The organism is Pedobacter sp. N23S346 (assembly GCF_048515415.1).
In the GTDB taxonomy this organism is placed as follows: domain Bacteria; phylum Bacteroidota; class Bacteroidia; order Sphingobacteriales; family Sphingobacteriaceae; genus Pedobacter.
Genome location: NZ_JBLYEE010000009.1, coordinates 208,977 through 227,843, shown reverse-complemented (window position 1 = coordinate 227,843; position 18,867 = coordinate 208,977). Strand labels below are relative to the sequence as shown.

9 protein-coding genes are annotated in these 18,867 nt (G+C 37.4%); 3 read left to right on the top strand and 6 right to left on the bottom strand.

The features are described 5' to 3' along the window. Nucleotides 1-187: 187 nt before the first annotated feature. From ACN1CD_RS16780 to ACN1CD_RS16760, 5 genes are all read right to left on the bottom strand, one after another. Complete coding sequence (locus ACN1CD_RS16780) at nucleotides 188-2,566, bottom strand: FtsX-like permease family protein (RefSeq protein WP_419131546.1); 2,379 nt, start codon at nucleotides 2,564-2,566, stop codon at nucleotides 188-190. 90 nt (nucleotides 2,567-2,656) lie between these two features. Next, nucleotides 2,657-5,029 carry an FtsX-like permease family protein gene (locus tag ACN1CD_RS16775; protein WP_419131545.1) on the bottom strand — a complete coding sequence of 791 codons (2,373 nt, stop codon included), beginning with the start codon at nucleotides 5,027-5,029 and terminating at the stop codon, nucleotides 2,657-2,659. A gap of 76 nt (nucleotides 5,030-5,105) precedes the next feature. Then, nucleotides 5,106-7,475, bottom strand: a complete 2,370-nt coding sequence (locus ACN1CD_RS16770) for an ABC transporter permease (protein ID WP_419131544.1) — start codon at nucleotides 7,473-7,475, stop codon at nucleotides 5,106-5,108. Nucleotides 7,476-7,801: 326 nt separating this feature from the next. Further along, nucleotides 7,802-8,500, bottom strand: a complete 699-nt coding sequence (locus ACN1CD_RS16765; protein WP_419131543.1) for an ABC transporter ATP-binding protein — start codon at nucleotides 8,498-8,500, stop codon at nucleotides 7,802-7,804. Between the two features lie 167 nt (nucleotides 8,501-8,667). Then, on the bottom strand, nucleotides 8,668-9,912 hold the full coding sequence (locus tag ACN1CD_RS16760) for an efflux RND transporter periplasmic adaptor subunit (RefSeq protein ID WP_419131542.1): 1,245 nt from the start codon (nucleotides 9,910-9,912) through the stop codon (nucleotides 8,668-8,670). Nucleotides 9,913-10,366: 454 nt separating this feature from the next. Between ACN1CD_RS16760 and ACN1CD_RS16755 the strand changes: the two genes are divergently transcribed. The 3 genes from ACN1CD_RS16755 to ACN1CD_RS16745 all read left to right on the top strand — a co-directional run bounded on the left by ACN1CD_RS16755 (nucleotide 10,367) and on the right by ACN1CD_RS16745 (nucleotide 15,591). Then, nucleotides 10,367-11,776, top strand: coding sequence for a sigma-54-dependent transcriptional regulator (locus tag ACN1CD_RS16755; RefSeq protein WP_419131541.1), 1,410 nt, complete (start codon nucleotides 10,367-10,369; stop codon nucleotides 11,774-11,776). Nucleotides 11,777-11,865: 89 nt separating this feature from the next. Further along, nucleotides 11,866-13,224 carry a sensor histidine kinase gene (locus tag ACN1CD_RS16750; RefSeq protein WP_419131540.1) on the top strand — a complete coding sequence of 453 codons (1,359 nt, stop codon included), beginning with the start codon at nucleotides 11,866-11,868 and terminating at the stop codon, nucleotides 13,222-13,224. A gap of 177 nt (nucleotides 13,225-13,401) precedes the next feature. Further along, nucleotides 13,402-15,591, top strand: coding sequence for a bifunctional alpha,alpha-trehalose-phosphate synthase (UDP-forming)/trehalose-phosphatase (locus tag ACN1CD_RS16745; protein WP_419131539.1), 2,190 nt, complete (start codon nucleotides 13,402-13,404; stop codon nucleotides 15,589-15,591). A gap of 1,285 nt (nucleotides 15,592-16,876) precedes the next feature. On the opposite strand, the gene ACN1CD_RS16740 is transcribed toward ACN1CD_RS16745, so the two are convergent. Further along, entirely contained in the window at nucleotides 16,877-18,661 is a 1,785-nt protein-coding gene (locus ACN1CD_RS16740; protein WP_419131538.1) for a glycoside hydrolase family 15 protein, read from the bottom strand. Between the last annotated feature and the right edge of the window lie 206 nt (nucleotides 18,662-18,867).

Genomic DNA, 18,867 nt, shown 5'->3' with positions numbered 1-18,867 from the left:
AGGTTATGAGTTTAGATAGTTGAACGCTGTAAGCTCTAACCCTATACCCCATCTAACCCTTTCTATACCCTTTTAAAGTTTAAGGCTACTAACCCCATACCCCATCTAACCTTTTAAAGTTGGAAGTTATTTGTTGGGAGTTTGGACCACCTAAACCTATAATCAATCTAACCTCTTCCATAACCTTTTATTCATATTTCAAAGCATCAACAGGATTAGCTTTTACTGCTTTTTTCGCCTGAATGCTCACCGTTAAAACGGTTAATAAAATCGTAATCAATGCACTGCTGATAAATGGTAAAACTGGCAAATCAATTCGATAAGCAAAGGTTTCGAGCCATTTTTTAGTTAGGATATACGCCACGGGCCATGAAATGACATTTGCCACAAGTACCATCATAAAGAATGAACTGTTTATTAATTTAAAGATTTGAATGTCGCTTGCACCTAAAATTTTGCGAACAGCTATTTCTTTAATCCGACCGTTAGTGATGTATTTTGCGAAGGCAAACAAACCTAAGATGGCAATAAAAATGGTTAATAATGCCGCTGCAAAAAATGCAGATTGTAATTGCTCTTGTTTTTTAAAGAGTTTACCATATAAATCATCTAAAAATTCATATCTGAAATCTTCACCATCTTTAGGATTTATTTGAGACCACTGTGCTTTCAAAGCAGCCAGGGCATCCGCCATTTTGCTTTCCTCAATTTTGAGCATGATTTGTGTTTTAGAATTGCCACAAGGATTTTTAATGGTATAAATTGTAGGCTGAATGGTGCTTTCAAATCCTTGGGCTTTAAAATCTTTAGCAATACCAACAATTTTATAATCGGTTTCACAACCTCGAATTGTTTTACCTATAGGATTTTTCATGCCGTATTTGGCAACGGCACTTTCATTAATCACCGCAGCATTTCCGGTATCTGTGCTGAATTTTGGCGAGAAAAACCGACCGTCTTTTAGCTTAATATTTAAGGTTTCAAAATAGTCGAAATCCACATCAACAAAATCAATGCTTTTCTGCTGACCTTCAAAGGTATAGCCATTCAATCCATTTCCAGAACCATCAGGTACATCAGTAGCTACTGTTGCAGATTTTACTCCAGGAATTTTAAGGATTTTTTTTCTAATGGTTTTAAATTTAGCAGGATCATTAAAATAAGCGATATTCTTAACATAAACGACTTGATTGGCCGTAAATCCTAGATCCTCACTTCGCATATATTTCAATTGTGAGTTGATGATGAACAAACCAATAATGAAAATTACGGCGATACTGAACTGAAAAACTAATAATCCGTTTCGTAACCAGGAACTTTGTTTACTGGTGGAAAAATTCCCTTTCAAAACCAATGCTGGCTTAAACCCAGATAGGACTAAAGCAGGATAAATCCCGGCGATGATGGTGATGAGGCATAAAACCAAAGGCAATTGCCAGAATAAATTATTATCAACATGCCATAGCGTTAAGTTTACCTGAAACAAATTGTTAAAATATGGTAAAGCCGATTCTGCAAAAACCATTGCCAAAACAGTTGCAACCAAACACTGAACGAATATTTCAGTTAGAAATTGAACCGTTAGCTGAAGTCGATAAGCGCCCATCACCTTTTTAATCCCTACTTCTTTGGCTCTTTTGGTGGCCTGAGCAATACTGAGGTTAGTAAAATTGATACAGGCAATTACCAGAATTAAGAAACCTAAAACCGAGAGCGAAATTAATATTTTGTATGGTGTGTCATTACCTGCTTTCGGCTTTAAATGCTGATTTGCTAAAGGATCTAAAAATATAGATATACCCTTTATTTCATCGATTGTCTTTAAATCGGTTTCGCCCTTTAATAATTCAGCTCTGTATAAATTGGTAATTTTCTCCTGAAGGTTTGCAACATCAGTTCCTGGTTTTACCTGGATGAAAGTGTTATAATTATTATAACCGTAGGTTTCTCCTTTTCCAATCTCGTTGCCTATAGATACACCGTCGAAGCTAAAATTTGAATGTTCATTATTAATGATCGCACCGGCTATTGTTCCGGTTATCCCTGAACTGGCAGATCCATAGCTAACCATTTCGGGTTTATTATCCTGCTTATCTGGAAACAGCGTTTTTATGTTCTCAACATTTAGATAAGTCAATCTTTCCACATCACCCGAGGGCTTAATCAGCCCACCTATAGGATTGATATCTAGAATTTCTGCGGCATTGTAATCAGCCTGCAAAATATTTTTCGTGAAAATGGCATTTTTGCCATTTTTAATGGCCAACTCCCATGATCGGTTTATCTTTGTTATCCCTGCATTTTCGACTTCAGGAAAGTTTTGCTTAATCACTTTTGCTAGTGGCGGAGAGGTATAATTGGTTTTAAAATCAGGCTCTATCCTTCCAACCACATAAATATTCTCGTAGTGAGGATTTGTCTGATCAAAGCTGGTTTCATAAGTAAAATACATGGCCACCAAAATAAAAGCAGCTAAAGCAATAGCCAAACCACCAACATTAATGGCCGTTATTCCCCGGTTTTTCCAAAGGTTTCGCAATGCGATTTTTAAGTTGAGTTTGAACATATTTTTAAGGTTGAGGGTTGGAAGGCTAAAGGCGGTAAGGCTTTGGGTGCTAACCCTCTACCTTCAAACCTTCTTCCTTCCTTCCTTTATTTATTCATATTTAAGTGCATCAATCGGATTAGCCTTCGCCACCTTAACAGATTGAATGCTGACGGTTAAAATGGCGATCAAAACAGATAAAGTAATCGCTATCATGAAGGGCAGGGCTGAAATATCAATCCGGTATTCATATTTAGAAAGCCATTTATTAATGATAATGTAAGCCAATGGAAAAGCAATGGCATTTGCAATCGCTACCAACTTAATAAAGTCTTTATTTAGCAGCGTAAGGATATTTGCCGTGCTCGCCCCCAGAACTTTGCGGATGCTGATCTCCTTTTTACGTTGTTCTGCCATAAACAGGGCTAGGCCTAATAATCCCAGGCAGGAAATGAAAATTGCAAAGCCACCAAACCAGTTAGAGAGTGTACCTAAGAGTTTTTCAGATTGGAATTTTTCTTCGAAAGAATCACTGACAAACTTTCTATCTACGGGATAATCTGGATTTATAATTTTCACAAGTGCATCTATTTTTGCAAGCGAAGTACTAATGTTTTGTGCTTCATTTAATCGAATTAAAATTACACCTCCTTCATCATGATAGATTTTATTAAAAATCATTGGTGCTACTTTTTGGTAGGGAGATTCTGCAACAAAATCTTTCATTACGCCAATAATAGTAGCTTTAGAATCTCCATAATCAATTACAGTACCTAGCGGATTTTTCAGCCCCATTATTTTAACAGCAGCTTCATTTACCAAAACCTTGTTAGAATCACCTGGAAATTTAACACCAAATTCTCTTCCTTCTATCATTTTTGTACCAGTAGTAGCTATAAAATCGTACCCTATTCCCCTTTGGTTAAACAATACCTTTTCATTAGGATTTTTACCCTGCCAGTGTATATCTGATGTATTATTCCCACCTTCATCAATATTCATACTCAGCAAAGAAACGTTTTGGGCGGCACCTGATTTGATTAACTGCGTTTTTAATAAGTCGATTTTTTTAGTACTCGTCAAAGCACCTATAGCTGCCATTTGTATTAAATTACCCTGGTTATAGCCTATTGGTTTATTTTTAATGTAGTTTAATTGCTGATAGATAACTGCAGTGCAAACAATTAAACTTGCCGCGAACACAAATTGAGAGATAACCAATACTTTTCTTACTGATATAGCTGATCCATCTCTAAGATTAAAGCCCTTAAGCACTTTTACTGGTTCAAAAGATGACAAGTAAAACGCAGGATAACTACCGGCTAATAAGCCAGTAAATAAAATTAATCCAATTAAAGTTGCCCAATACCTCCAGTCGTTGTATTGAATAATCAGACTAATATCTAATAATGTGTTAAAGTAAGGCAGGCTAATTTCAACCAAGGTGAAGGCAACTACGGTTCCAATTAAAGATAGTAAAGTACTTTCGAGTATAAACTGACTTATTAAAGATTTCCTGCTAGATCCAATTGCTTTGCGAATACCAACTTCTTTGGCTCTTTTTTCTGATCGTGCAGTAGAAAGGTTCATGAAGTTAACACAAGCAATAAGAAGGATACAAATTGCCAGCATCAAGAAAATCTTCAGTTGATCTATTTTTCCACCAATAGTTACCCCGTTTTCGAATTCGTTATATAAATGCCATTTTGATAAAGGATGCAAAAACAATTCGTTGGTATTTACTTCATTATCATGGCCTTTATAAATATTTTTAATTTTAGCATTTACCCCATCCAATAAACTACTATTTTGAAGTTGAACCAGGGTTAAACAGAAATTACTCCCCCATCCCTGCTTAGCTATCCATTCATGTTTTTTTTCATTTAATTTCCATGGCATTAAATAATCGAATTTTATACTGCTATTCACTGGCAGATCAGCAATTACCGCTTCAACTTTTAATCCATCTTTATTATCCAGCTTTACTATTTTACCTAAAGGATTTTCGCCTGCAAATAATTTTTCTGCCAATGATTGAGTTAAAATAACGCTATTAATATCTTTAAGTGGCGTTACCGCATTACCACTTATAAATTTATAATCCAGTATATCAAGAAAAGATGGATCAGCAAACAAACCCCTATTTTTGATTTTTTTATCGTTATAGCTAATTAATTGATCAAATGGATAAGAAGATCTAGCTGCATTTACAATACCTGCATATTTTTCTTTAAGTTCTGGTGCCAGTAAACCTGGAGTCCAAGCCCAGCTGTGTACTTTTCCATTGGCCGTCATATTGGTATGGGCAATATAAGTGGTGTCGTAATTCTTAAATTGCCTATCAAACCCAAATTCGTAGGATACATACAATAATAGAAGCATACAACTGGCTAAACCTATAGCCAAGCCACCAATATTTATTAACGAGAAGCCTTTGTTCTTCCACAGGTTTCGCAAAGCGATTTTCAGGTTTAATTTGAACATATTTGGGTTATGGGTTATAAGTTACAGGTTACGAGCCCAGACTTTAAACTGGTAACTCGCAACTTGTAACTCGTTTCTATTCATATTTCAAAGCATCAACCGGATTCGCTTTCGCCACTTTTATCGATTGTATGCTTACTGTTAGTACTGCAATAATTACTGATATCCCTCCTGCTGCAATAAAGGGCAATGCAGATATGGAAACCCGGTATTCGAAAGCAGAAAGCCATTTGTTGATTATTATGTAAGCTAACGGAAATGCGATTAGATTTGCTATGGCTACAAGTTTGATAAAATCTTTGTTCAGCAACGTAAGAATATTACCTGTACTGGCACCTAAAACTTTCCTGATACTGATTTCCTTTTTGCGTTGCTCTGCCATAAAAAGTGCCAGGCCTAATAATCCCAGACAAGAAATAAAGATGGCGAAACCACCGAACCAGTTAGAAAGTGTTCCCAATAACTTTTCATCCTGAAATTTTACTTCGAAAGATTCATTAACAAATTTGCGGTTAACAGGGTAATTGGGTTCTGCTTCTTTTACCAACTCATCAATTTTCGCTAACGAGGAACTAATGTTCTGATCAGGGTTTAAACGAGCAATGACTACGTTTGCATTATTCTTATTTATCAGATGAAAAACCATTGGAGCTACCTTTTGATAAGCACTTTCCACTACAAAATCTTTTACCACACCAACTGTAGTGAGCTTGTGTCCCCAAAAAGTTATAATTTTGCCGATAGGGTCTTTTAATCCCATCATTTTTACGGCAGCCTCATTCAGCATTATACTATTACTATCATTAGGGAATTTCGGAGAAAACGCTCTGCCGATCATCAACTCGGTACCCATAGTCTGAATGAAATCATAACCTATTCCCCGATGGTTAAACGATATATTTTCATTTGGATTTTTCCCCTCCCACTGGATATCCGTAGTATTATTTCCACCTTCAGTAACGTCTGAACTAAAAAAGGTTACGTGGGTTGTTGCGCCAGACTTAATTAACTGCGACTTAAGCAATTCTAATTTACCTTCATCACGCATTTTGCCCTCTACTGCTATTTGTATCAAGTTACGCTGGTCGTATCCAATTGGTTTATTTTTAACAAAATTTAATTGCTGATAAATCACTGAAGTACAGACAATTAAAGAAGCTGCAAAAACAAACTGTCCTACCACCAATACTTTTCTTACAGAAACTGATGAATCTGTCTTGATCTTGAAACCCTTTAGCACCTTAACCGGATCAAAAGAAGAGAGGTAAAGTGCAGGGTAACTCCCAGCTATTAAACCGGTAACCGTCATCAAAACAAACAGTGTAGCCCAAAAATTGATATTACTATAATCAATTTGTAATTCGATGTTTAATAAATTGTTAAAATAAGGCAAACTTACTTCAACCAAAATAAAAGCAAAAACAGTGGCGATAAATGTGATGAGCAGCGATTCTAAGAAAAACTGACTCACCAGCGATTTACGCGTTGATCCGATAGCCTTCCGAACACCGACCTCTTTGGCTCTGCGCTCAGACCGGGCAGTTGATAAATTCATGAAGTTAAAACAGGCAATCAATAGAATGCAAAAGGCTAGCAACAGAAATATTTTTAACTGATCTATTTTACCACCAATAGATCTGCCGTTTTCGAAATCGCCGTACAAGTGCCATTTGGTTAAAGGATGTAATAAACTCACCGCCAGATTATCTTTTTGGTTGCGTTTATAAATCCCTTCCATTGAAGCACTTGCTTCAGAAAAAAAGCGATTATCCTTTAGCTGAACAAGCGTTAAACACATGTTATTGCCCCAATTACCCTCTTTAACCCAAGGTTCTGTTTTCTCGAACATTGCCCAGGGCATGATGCAATCAAATTGTATGCTGCTATTTGCCGGTACATCCTCAATTACTGCTTCAACTTTTAAAACATCTTGATTTTCTAACTTGACCGTTTTATTAATAGGATCCTCATTGCCAAATAATTTTTCAGCGAAAGATTTGGTAAGAATGATAGAATTAACATTTTTTAAAACCTGCGCAGGATTGCCTTTTATAAATTTATAATCTAATATTTTAATAAATGCTTGGTCTGCAAAAACAGACTTGCTACCTATCTTATTATCTCCAACTGTAATTAACTTTTGTCTGGGATAGGTAGAACGTGACGCATATTTAACTCCTGGAATTTTTCCCTGTACTTCCTTCGCCATCACATTTGGTGTCCATGCCCAGCTAAAAGTTTTACCATTTGCAACTACACTTTGATAAACAACATATGTTTTTTCGTTATTGTTAAATTGCTTGTCGTAACTCCACTCGTAGCTTACATACAATAACAAAATCATGCAGCTGGCTAAACCAATAGCTAATCCACCTACATTTATCAAGGTAAATCCTTTATTTCTCCAAAGGTTTCGCAAAGCGATTTTTAAGTTGAGTTTGAACATATCGTAGTATCGAGTAGTGAGTATATAGTGGCAAGTATTTAGTATCAGGTATCAAGACGCCGGCAAATTGCTTTAATCTCTAATTTTTAGTCTTTCTGCTTTGGTCTTTAATCATTATTCTTTCCGCTTTAGTCTTTTGGCTTAAATCTTTAATCCTTGCTCCTTAATCCTTTACAGCGCCTTATCCGAATCTTCCTATCCAGGAAGATTCGGTTGGCTATCATTAACTAAACTAAAACTATTTTATAAGGTTGAAGGCGGGAAGGTTAAGGATAGAAAGGTTTGAGCATTTTAACCTTCAACCTCAAAACCTTCTGTCTTCCTGCCTATATTAATTCCTCATTTCTGCTTTTGTTAATCTTCTCAGAAATTACATGACCATCTTTCAGGTTGATGATTCTGTTAGAAAAGCTGGCATCATGACTAGAGTGCGTTACCATCACGATAGTTGTTCCGGTTTCGTTTAACTCGCAAAGCAATTCCATTACCTCGTTACCATGAGAACTATCTAAGTTCCCGGTAGGCTCATCTGCCAAAACCAGTTTCGGTTTGGTCACCAATGCCCTGGCTACGGCCACCCGCTGTTGCTGTCCGCCAGAAAGTTGCTGTGGAAAGTGACCGCTTCTGTTTACGATGTTCATTCTTTCAATGATCTCGTTAACTAATTTTTTGCGCTCTTCCGATGGGATTTTATTATAAATTAATGGTAGTTCGATATTTTCAAAAACCGTTAATTCATCAATTAAATTGAAATTCTGGAACACGAAACCCATATTTCTTTTTCTGAAATTGGAACGTTCTCTGTCGTTTAGTGTTAAAAGCTCAGTATCAATAAATTTGTAACTGCCACTTTCAGGCTTATCCAATAAACCCATCACATTTAATAAGGTAGATTTCCCACAGCCCGATGGTCCCATGATGGATACAAATTCTCCCTCTTTTACATGAAGGTTAATGCCATTAAGTGCCGTAGTTTCTACTTCTTCAGTTTTATAAACTTTTTCCAGATTTTCTATTTTGATCATAGCGTTTTAGTATCAAGTATTTAGTATCAAGTATCAAGACCTGAATATATTTTTATTAATTATTTAGTAGCAAGTATTTAGTATCAGGTATCAAGACTTGAATATATTTCCTAACTGTATTCCTATTTTTAAAAACTCCCAACTCCCAACTCATCCATTTTACATCTCTACTTACTTATCTCCACCTGATCATACTGATTAAACTGGTCATAAGAAGAGGTAATCACTTCATCACCTTTGGCCAAACCATCTAGAATTTCATAATACAGATAATTTTTCCGACCAATTTTAACATTTTTCTTGGTTGCCTTCCCGTTGTTTACCACAAATACCCACGATCCGCCAGTACTCTGAAAAAACTGGCCTTGTGCCAAAAGCAACGATTTACTATTATCAGATAAAGTCAATTTGGTTTGCAGCGATAAACCGCGACGTAAACCCTCAGGCGATGGTCCTTTAAATACCATTTCTACCTGAAACTGACCGGCCGTAACTTCTGGAATAACTTTACTCACGGTTAGATTGTAAATTTTACCATTAAATTCGCAACTTGCCGTTTGCCCCTCTTTAACCCGATTAATGTAGTATTCATCAACTCCTGCCTGCAATTTATAACCTTGCAAAACATCGATTTTACCAATCATTTCATTTGAATTATAAGATTTACCAGTTACCGGATCATAAGAAGATAATTTACCTGAAACCGGTGCCTTAATCGTCATGTTTTCAATATTTTTACGGATCATCTCCAAGCTTTCGTTCATTTGATTCATCGATTGATCGATCTGGGAAAGCTGCATTTTTCGACTTTGATTTTCCTGTTTAATGGCTTGTCTTACAATACGGAGCTTACCTTGATAATATTCGTAATCCTGAACCGACTTATTAAATTCCTGAAGCGTAATTACTTTCTTAATATATAAGGTACTGTCTAATCTATATTGGCGGGTAGCCGTACGAAGGTTATTTTCAACATCAAGTACATCCTGGTTTAAGATTCTTTGATTTTGCTCTAAATCTAACCTGGATTTACGCAACTGATTGATTTGCTCTGTTGCAGCAGTTTGTTGCGAAGTATAACCCAACATCGCGTTAGAATTAGCGATCCTTAATAAGGGCGTTCCTTTTACAACAGATGCGCCATTTTCGGTAAAAATTTCTGCAACAGTACCGCCCTCTGCCGAACTCACAATAACCGATGTTAATGGAACAACACTGGCATTCAGTAAAACAACATCTTCGAAATCTCCATATTGAACCTTACTAATGGTTAATTTCTCAGCATCGGCACTATATGTTTTTTTTAGCGATAAAGTATAGCCATAAAGTACAATTGCTATAAAAACAACTGCCCCACCTATCATTATCAAGGTTTTTTTGCTAAATCTCTTTTTCTCTATTTTCTTATCCATTGTTTGGTTGTACTGTTCGGTTTCTCTAATAACCAAGCTTGTGCCAGAAGAAACAAACGTAATCAAAAAGCTAATAATCAGCTATTTAATATTTTTACATAATTTATTCTGTTCATTATCGAACAGTTTATGTACGCGAGCGGACAGTTTCGTTAAATTTACCCCCCAGCCCCCTAAAGGAGGAGTTTACAGGCGATGTTGAATAGCGAGAGCTATAACATGTGTAAAAATAAAGGTGAATAATAAAAATTCAGGTTCCCCTTTAGGAGCAGAGGGGTTTGTTTTACGCTTTACATAATACAACTTACATGAACGATAGAAATTCAGGTTCCCCTTTAGGGGCAGAGGGGTTGGTTTTACGCTTTACATAATATAACTTACATGAACGATAGAAATTCAAGTTCCCCTTTAGGGGCGGAGGAGTTGGTTTTACGCTTTACATAATACAACTTACATGAACGATAGAAATTCAGGTTCCCCTTTAGGGGCGGAGGGGTTAGACGCCACAGTTTTAATCATTGATGATGATGACGACATTCTATTGAGTGCCAGATTGTTCCTCAAGCAGCAGGTAAAACAAGTAATTACCTGCAAATCGCCAAAAGAAATTAACGTTTTACTGAGCAAAAACGAAGTGGATATCATCCTTTTGGATATGAATTACCAAAAAGGTGCCAGCGACGGACGCGAGGGATTGTATTGGCTGGAGCATATTTTATCAATTGATAAAGATTACGTCGTTATTTTGATGACAGCTTTTGGAAATGTCGAATTGGCTGTTAAGGCGATAAAAAAAGGCGCAACAGATTTCATTTTAAAGCCATGGGAAAATGAAAAACTTTTTGCCACCATTTCTGCCGCTTCTAAGTTGCGGGAATCGAACAGAAAAGTAAAAAAACTCGAAAAGATTCATTCTTCTTTACAAAAAGATATGACCCGGGGTTTCGAGAATATTGTTGGTCAGGCGGAAGGTATTAAACAGCTTCAAAACACTTTGATAAAAGTAGCACCAACAGATGCAAATGTTTTGATTTTGGGCGAGAACGGAACTGGTAAACAAGTTTTTGCTTATGAAATCCATGGAAACTCCCAGCGAAAAAATCAAGTATTTATGCATGTGGATTTAGGTTCGTTAAATGAAAATTTATTTGAAAGTGAACTTTTTGGTTATGCTAAAGGTGCCTTTACTGATGCAAAAGAAGATAAACCCGGGCGGTTTGAACTGGCCGATGGCGGGACCATCTTTTTAGATGAGATTGGAAATCTGACCTTACCACTCCAGGCGAAACTTTTGAGTGTTTTGCAGAACAGAACAGTGATCCGTTTAGGAGAAAGCAAGGAGCGGAAAGTGAATGTCCGGTTGATTACGGCAACAAATATGCCTTTGAACGATATGGTTGCGAAAAATACATTCAGACAGGATTTACTTTTCCGGATTAATACTGTTGAGCTTTTATTACCACCCTTACGCCAGCGCGGAAGAGACATTTTGCTTTTAGCCAATTATTTTATGCAGGTTTTTAGCACAAAATATCATAAAGAAAACCGAAGTTTAAGCAATAAAGCTGAAGATATTCTTCTAAATTATAAATGGCCCGGAAACGTAAGGGAATTGCAGCATGTATTGGAAAGAGCGGTAATTATGAGCGACGGACGGGAAATTACCGAAGAAGACCTGCAACTTAGTCCGCAACGTTTTGCACAAAACAATTCAATTCCGGATGAAATGGCGCTTGGCGATATGGAGAAAATGATGGTACAAAAAGCCATCGATAAACACAAAGGAAATATTTCAAAAGCCGCAGCAGAATTGGGTTTAACCCGCGCAGCTTTATACAGGAGAATTGAGAAATTTGGGATTTGAGCCGAAAGCAAAAAGCTTAAAGACTAAAGGAGTATTACCTTTGGCCTTTCGCTTTGGTCTTTTAGCTTTAGTCTTTTAGCCTACAAAACATGTTTTACAAACGCTTTACTTTTCGTTTAATCTTCCGGCTGCTGATCATCAATTTACTTGGTTATCTGCTCTTCTATCTCATCAAAAACACTCAGCTTTGGTTTACGATTATTGGTGTGGGTTTGATTTTTTTCGGAACAATCATTTCGCTTTACTACTATATCAATGAAATCCGTTCTGATATTAAGCGCTTTATCCTGGCTGTTAAAACACGTGATCATACCTTAAATTTTAAAAATAAGGCCACCAAAGGAAGTTTCCCCGAGTTATACGAATCGTTTGGAGAAATTCTGCAAGTGCATAAGCAAATTCGTTTGGAGCAGGAAGCGATGTTTCAGCTCATTAAAACCATTCTAGAACAGGTTCCAGTTGGTGTAATCGTAATTAATGCGACGGTTAATGATAACGACCATCAGGAAATAGCTTTTTTCAATCAGGCGGCTTCCAACCTTTTAGGTGTACCAGCCTACAAATACTGGCATCGTTTAAAGCAGCATTTGCCGACTTTCGCTAACGAGATTGATCAAATTCCGAATGGCGGAAAGCGTTTCCTGGAATTGAAAATACACGAGAAGTTTATCCAGCTTTCTACCGAAGTCATTCCGCTTAATCTCTACGGAAAAAACTACACCATCATCAGTTTTCAAAATATTAAAGATGAAATTGAGCAAAAGGAAACCGAAGCCTGGAATAGATTGATTGGTGTGATTTCGCATGAAATTTTAAATTCCATCACGCCAATTAGTTCACTATCAGATACGATAAACAGCATGGTAACTGACAAGGAAAATCTTGATCTGGATGAAATGGAAGACTTGAAAACAGCCTTACAAACCATTAAACGCCGTTCGGCGGGGCTTTTAGATTTCGTTAAAGATTACCGGCTTATTGCTGAGTTACCCACTCCAAATCTCGAATCGCACACCATTGGCGAAATTTTGAGGCATATTAAGGTTTTGATGCAACCTTTCGCAAAGGTTAAAAATGTGGTGTTAGAGGTCGAGCAAACCAGTTCCAAAATCACCGTCCAACTCGATTTAAAACTGATCGAACAAGCACTTATCAATCTGATTACCAACAGTATTTATTCCGTTGAAAAAAAGGAAAGCCCACATATCACCGTAAGTTACCGATTGGAAAATACTAAGCTCTATATCGATGTTACCGATAACGGCAAAGGCATTGAAGTGGTAGATTTAGAAAAGATTTTTGTACCCTTTTATACTACCAGAAAAAATGGTTCAGGCATTGGTTTGACTATCAGTCGGAATATTATGAAAATGCATCGGGGAAGTATTGAAGTCGTGTCCGTTCCAAACGAAAAAACAACATTTTCATTGCTATTCAACTATGTTTAAAAGACGCTGATTTTAGCCTAAAAACCAGCTTAAAAATTAAATTTCAGACACATGTAAGTTGTAAAAAAATACCGATGAAGGATTTTTATTATATCATTTGAATGTTTTTTTACCCCTAAAATTCAAACAAAATCAATTTTATGTGCTTTTATTTATGTGGATACATCAAATACAAGCATGAAAACAGTTATAATATCGAACAGACTACCCGTTAAAATCATTGAAGAAAACAACGAGTATACCTTCATCCCAAGTGAAGGCGGACTCGCTACAGGCCTCGGAGACGTTTATAAAACAGGCAACTCCATCTGGATCGGCTGGCCCGGAATCGAAGTGCCAGAAGAAAGACAACAAGAAGTAATAGATAAACTCTCCGCCCTCAATCTCTACCCCGTATTCCTCACTCAGGAAGAAATTAACTTATATTATGAAGGGTTTTCAAACGAAGTTTTATGGCCCGTTTTTCACTACCTCGTTACCTACGCACATTATGAACAAAGCTATTGGGATTGCTACAAAGCTGTAAATGATAAATTTGCGAAAGCTGCATTCGAAGTACTTGCTAAAGAAGATAAAATATGGATTCAGGATTATCAACTTTTACTTTTATCCGGAATCTTACGTGAAAAATTACCACAATCTATCATCGGTTTCTTCCAGCATATCCCCTTCCCTTCATACGAAATATTCAGGTTAATCCCTTGGCGGGAAGAATTACTGAACGGAATGTTGGGTGCAGATTTAATTGGTTTCCATACCTATGATGATGTTCGTCATTTTCTAAGCACGGCAACCAGATTACTTCCTGTAAATTCATCAGCCAATATTTTAAATAGTAACGAAAGGCAAATCGTTGTCGAAGCTTTCCCAATGGGAATTGATTTTGATAAATTTTCTAATCTAACTGCCTACGATGAAGTTCAAAAGGAAATTGAATACTTCCGTAAAGGCAAAGAAGATATGAAAGTAATTCTATCAATCGATCGCCTGGATTATAGTAAAGGAATTCTGGAACGTTTAAAAGCATTAGAATTACTGCTCCAGGCGCATCCAGAATATATCGGCAAAATAGAGTTGTATATGATTGTTGTGCCATCCAGAGATACCGTTCCGCAATACAGGGATTTAAAAGAACAAATTGACCAGTTTGTTGGTAATTTAAATGCCCGGTACCGTTCCATTAACTGGATTCCGGTTAACTATTTCTACCGTTCCTTTCCAATTGAAGTTTTATCAGCACTTTACGCTACTGCAGATATCTGCCTGGTTACGCCCATGCGTGATGGTATGAATTTAGTAAGCAAGGAATATGTGGCCAGTAGAAATCGCAACGATGGCGTGCTTATTTTAAGCGAAATGGCCGGCGCATCAAAAGAGCTGACAGATGCCGTAATCGTGAACCCGAATAATTTAGGCGATATTATGGAGGCCATTGTTTTGGCCCTCAAAATGCCGTTAGCAGAACAACAAACCCGCATGAAAGCCATGAGGGGCATTGTAGAAAAATTCAATGTTAAACATTGGGTTAATAATTTTATTTTAAGACTAGACGAAGTGAAAGATTCTCAAAACTCATTATTAACGAAACACGCAGTACATTCCATTAAAGAAGTAATCTCTGCAGAATATGACCTCACACAAAACAGGGTATTGTTCCTTGATTATGATGGAACCCTTGTAGATTTTGCCGGAAACATCGATGATGCATCGCCTGATGAAGAACTTTATAATTTGATTTCAAAACTAACAGCAGACCCATCAAATACAGTAGTTATTATCAGCGGACGAAGAAATGAGACGCTGGAGAAATGGTTTGGACACTTAAAAGTTGATCTAATTGCAGAACATGGTGCATGGCAAAAAGCTTATGGCGACAAATGGAATTGCCTTCCGCTCTTAACCGATCAATGGAAACAAGAAATGAAATCAATTCTGGAAACTTATACAGATAGAACACCAGGATCTTTCATAGAAGAAAAAAGTTATTCTTTAGTTTGGCATTACCGCAAGGCGGAAGAAGGATTAGGCGACTTGAGAGCAAATGAGATTGTGAGTCATTTAAAAATTCTGGCCGCAGACAAAGGCTTGCAACTAATGCCTGGAAATAAAGTGATCGAGTTTAAAAATATGGAGGTGAATAAAGGTAAAGCTGCGCTGAACTGGCTTTATGGCAAGCAACCAGATTTTATTCTTGCACTTGGTGATGATCATACCGATGAAGATATTTTCAGGGCCTTACCTAATGATGCATTTACAATCAAGGTTGGAAACAACATTTCTGAAGCGAAGTATTACCTGAATGATTATAAAGAGGTGAGAAAGTTGCTATGGGGTTTGGTTAAGGATGAGGTTACAGAAATTCATTAATTTATATTAAGATTTGTCAAGTAAATTCGTTATTGCAAGGAGGCACTAACCCGATCCGTCATGCTGACCTGTAGCGCAGCGGAAAGCTACGCAGTAAATTTAGTTCAGCACCTATCCAGATAAGATCCTGAATCAAGTTCAGGAGGACGAGTCGTAGCAAAGGAATTTCTCGAAGGATGCACTAACCGATTCGTTATGCTGACCTGTAGCGCAGCGGAAAGCTACGCAGTAAATTTAGTTCAGCACCTATCTAAGTAAGATCCTGAATCAAGTTCAGGAGGACGATTCGTCGCAAAACGAATTTCCTCGAGGGATGCACTAACCAATTCGTCATGCTGACCTGTAGCGCAGCGGAAAGCTACGCAGTAAATTTAGTTCAGCACATATCTTCGGTAAGATCCTGAATCAGGTTCACTGTTGTCCGGTTAAAGTTTAAACGATCCATTAAATCCTTTAAATCAAGCTAAAAAAGCTGTTTTTATCTCATTTTTAAAAGGTAAGCCCATTGTTTTATAGGTTTCCTAAAAATCTTGCACTAATTCGGCTGTCCGGTAAAAAACTATCATTTTCAGAGGTTTTAATATTTTAAACCGCTCATAGCTTCCATATCCTGCAAAATATTCTTTTGGTTAAGGAATATTGCAGCCATTTGTGATTAGGCTGTCCGGTAAAAATTTGTTCAAAAAGTTTTACCGGACAACAGTGAATCAGGTTCAGGAGGACGATTCGTTGCAAAGAGATTTCCTCGAGGGATGCACTAACCAATTCGTCATGCTGACCTGTAGCGCAGCGGAAAGCTACGCAGTAAATTTAGTTCAGCACCTATCCAGGTAAGATCCTGAATCAAGTTCAGGAGGACGATTCGTCGCAAAGGAATTTCCTTATGGATGTATTAACCAATTCGTCATGCTGACCTGTGGCGCAGCGGAAAGCTACGCAGTAAATTTAATTCAGTACCTATCTAGGTAAGATCCTGAATTAAGTTCGGGAGGACGATTCGTTGCAAAATGGATTTCTCGAGGGATGCACTAACCCGATTCGTCATGCTGACCTGTGGCGCAGGGGAAAGCTACGCAGTAAATTTAATTCAGTACCTATCTAGGTAAGATCCTGAATTAAGTTCAGGAGGACGATTCGTCACAAAGGAATTTCCTTATGGATGTATTAACCGATTCGTCATGCTGACCTGTAGCGCAGCGGAAAGCTACGCAGTAAATTTAGTTCAGCACCTATCTAAAAATCCCAACCGTATTCATCTAATTTATGAATACGGTTGGGATTAATTTTATAAAAATACTGGTCTGTCCAACTTAATCGCGATGCGATGTGCGGCATTCATTAACCCCACGTGGCTGTATGCCTGAGGAAAATTCCCCCACTGACTACCCGTTTTAGCATCAACATCTTCGCTGAAAAGCAATAAATGATTACAATACTTAATGATGTTTTCAAATTCCTTAATCGCTTCATCAACCCTACCTACACAAGCCAGGGCTTCTACATACCAAAAAGCGCAGATCAGGAAAGTAGTTTTAGGCTTCCCGAAATCATCAGCATGTAAATACCTATAGAACAAGCCATCTTCTGTTTTAAGTTCCTTTTCCAATGCAATTAAATGATCTTTGGCACGGTCAGAAGCTGGATCAAGATAATTCATCATAATCAGCTGTAAGGTACTGGCATCTAAATATGGACTGCCGACCGCATTAGTATAAACCTTACGCTCAGGATCATAACAGGCCTCAATGTGTGCAGCAGCTTTATCAATTAAGATTTGTGCACGCTCTTCGAAATCCTGATTACCGATTGTTTTGGCCATCTTCAAAGCTGCATGTGCGCCAGCCCACTGAAACAAATTGCTGTAACAATGCACGTTGGCTATATTTCTGAATTCCCAAATACCGGCATCCTTTTCATCGATAGTTCTTTCAATTTTAGACAACACGCTTTCGATCCATTTAACCGAATCACTGCGTTCTGAAAACACAAAACGATGGTCAGTGTAAAGCGGCAACATCGACGTTAAAACCTGTCCGTAAATATCGTTCTGAATGTGTTCGTAGGCCTGGTTTCCAATTCGAATAGGTTGTTCACCTTTATAACCCTCTAAATGATCAAGCGTAGTTTCAATAATTTCCCGTTCTCCTGCTATACCGTATAAAGGCTGATAACGTTCATCTTCACTATGAGAAATATCAGTGAGGTAATTAAAATACTTCTCCATTTCTTCAAAATGACCGATATGATTTAAAGAGGTAAGCACATAATGAGAATCTCTTAACCAGCAATAACGGTAATCCCAATTTCTTGTACTTCCCGGAGATTCTGGCAAACTGGTTGTGCTTGCAGCAATAATTGCCCCGGTATCTTCATATTGATGAATTTTTAAAACTAGCGCAGAACGGATCACGAGTGGTTGATAAAAACCAGCAATGGTAGAATGCTTAATCCATAATCTCCAGTAACCAATCGTTTCCCTAAGAAAGTTTTCCGCTGTGCTCACAATAGGCGCTTCCAAATCTTGACCGTAAGTCATGATCAGGTATTTTGTTTCATTAAGTACAAATGCCTTCTCATCAATAATATAAGTTAAGGAAACATTAGTACTCAGGCGTATATTTTCATCACAACCCAAATAATCAATATGGTTACTGCCGCGACTGGCCTTCATTTCTCCTTTACCATAATCGTAAACCGGCTGGCATTTAATGGTTACCCGTGGATTTCCTTCTAAAGGTTCGATTTTCCTGATAAACATGAGCGGCTTGAAATAGCGCTCATGAAGCCGAAAGCGCGGTGCAAAATCTGTAATGCGGTATTTTCCGTCTTCAGCGGTTATTTCTGTCCTTAATACATTCGTATTTTCAATATAATATTGCGTTGAATTGTATTCGCCTTGTGGAAGAATGGAGAATTCTCCGCCTTTGTTTTTATCCAGTAAACTTCCAAATACAAAAGGGCTGTCAAAACGAGGCCAGCAAAGCCAGGTGATATCGGTATTTTTGTTTACATGTGCCATAAACGCACAATTTCCTATTATTCCAGTTTGATAAAGATGCTGTTCAGCCATAAACTATTTTTATGTGTTTATAAACTAACAAGCTTATGCCAAAAATGTTGGCAGGAATGTAAAAAAGCTCTTTTTAACATGAACTGATTTGGCGTAAAGCCGATTACTAAATTTTGTATTTAAGCCTGATTGAAGCGGAAATCTTTTTTGTTAAACGTTCATTTATTTCCCATCTGAAAATTAACAAAAAAATTGCAGCAAAAAGC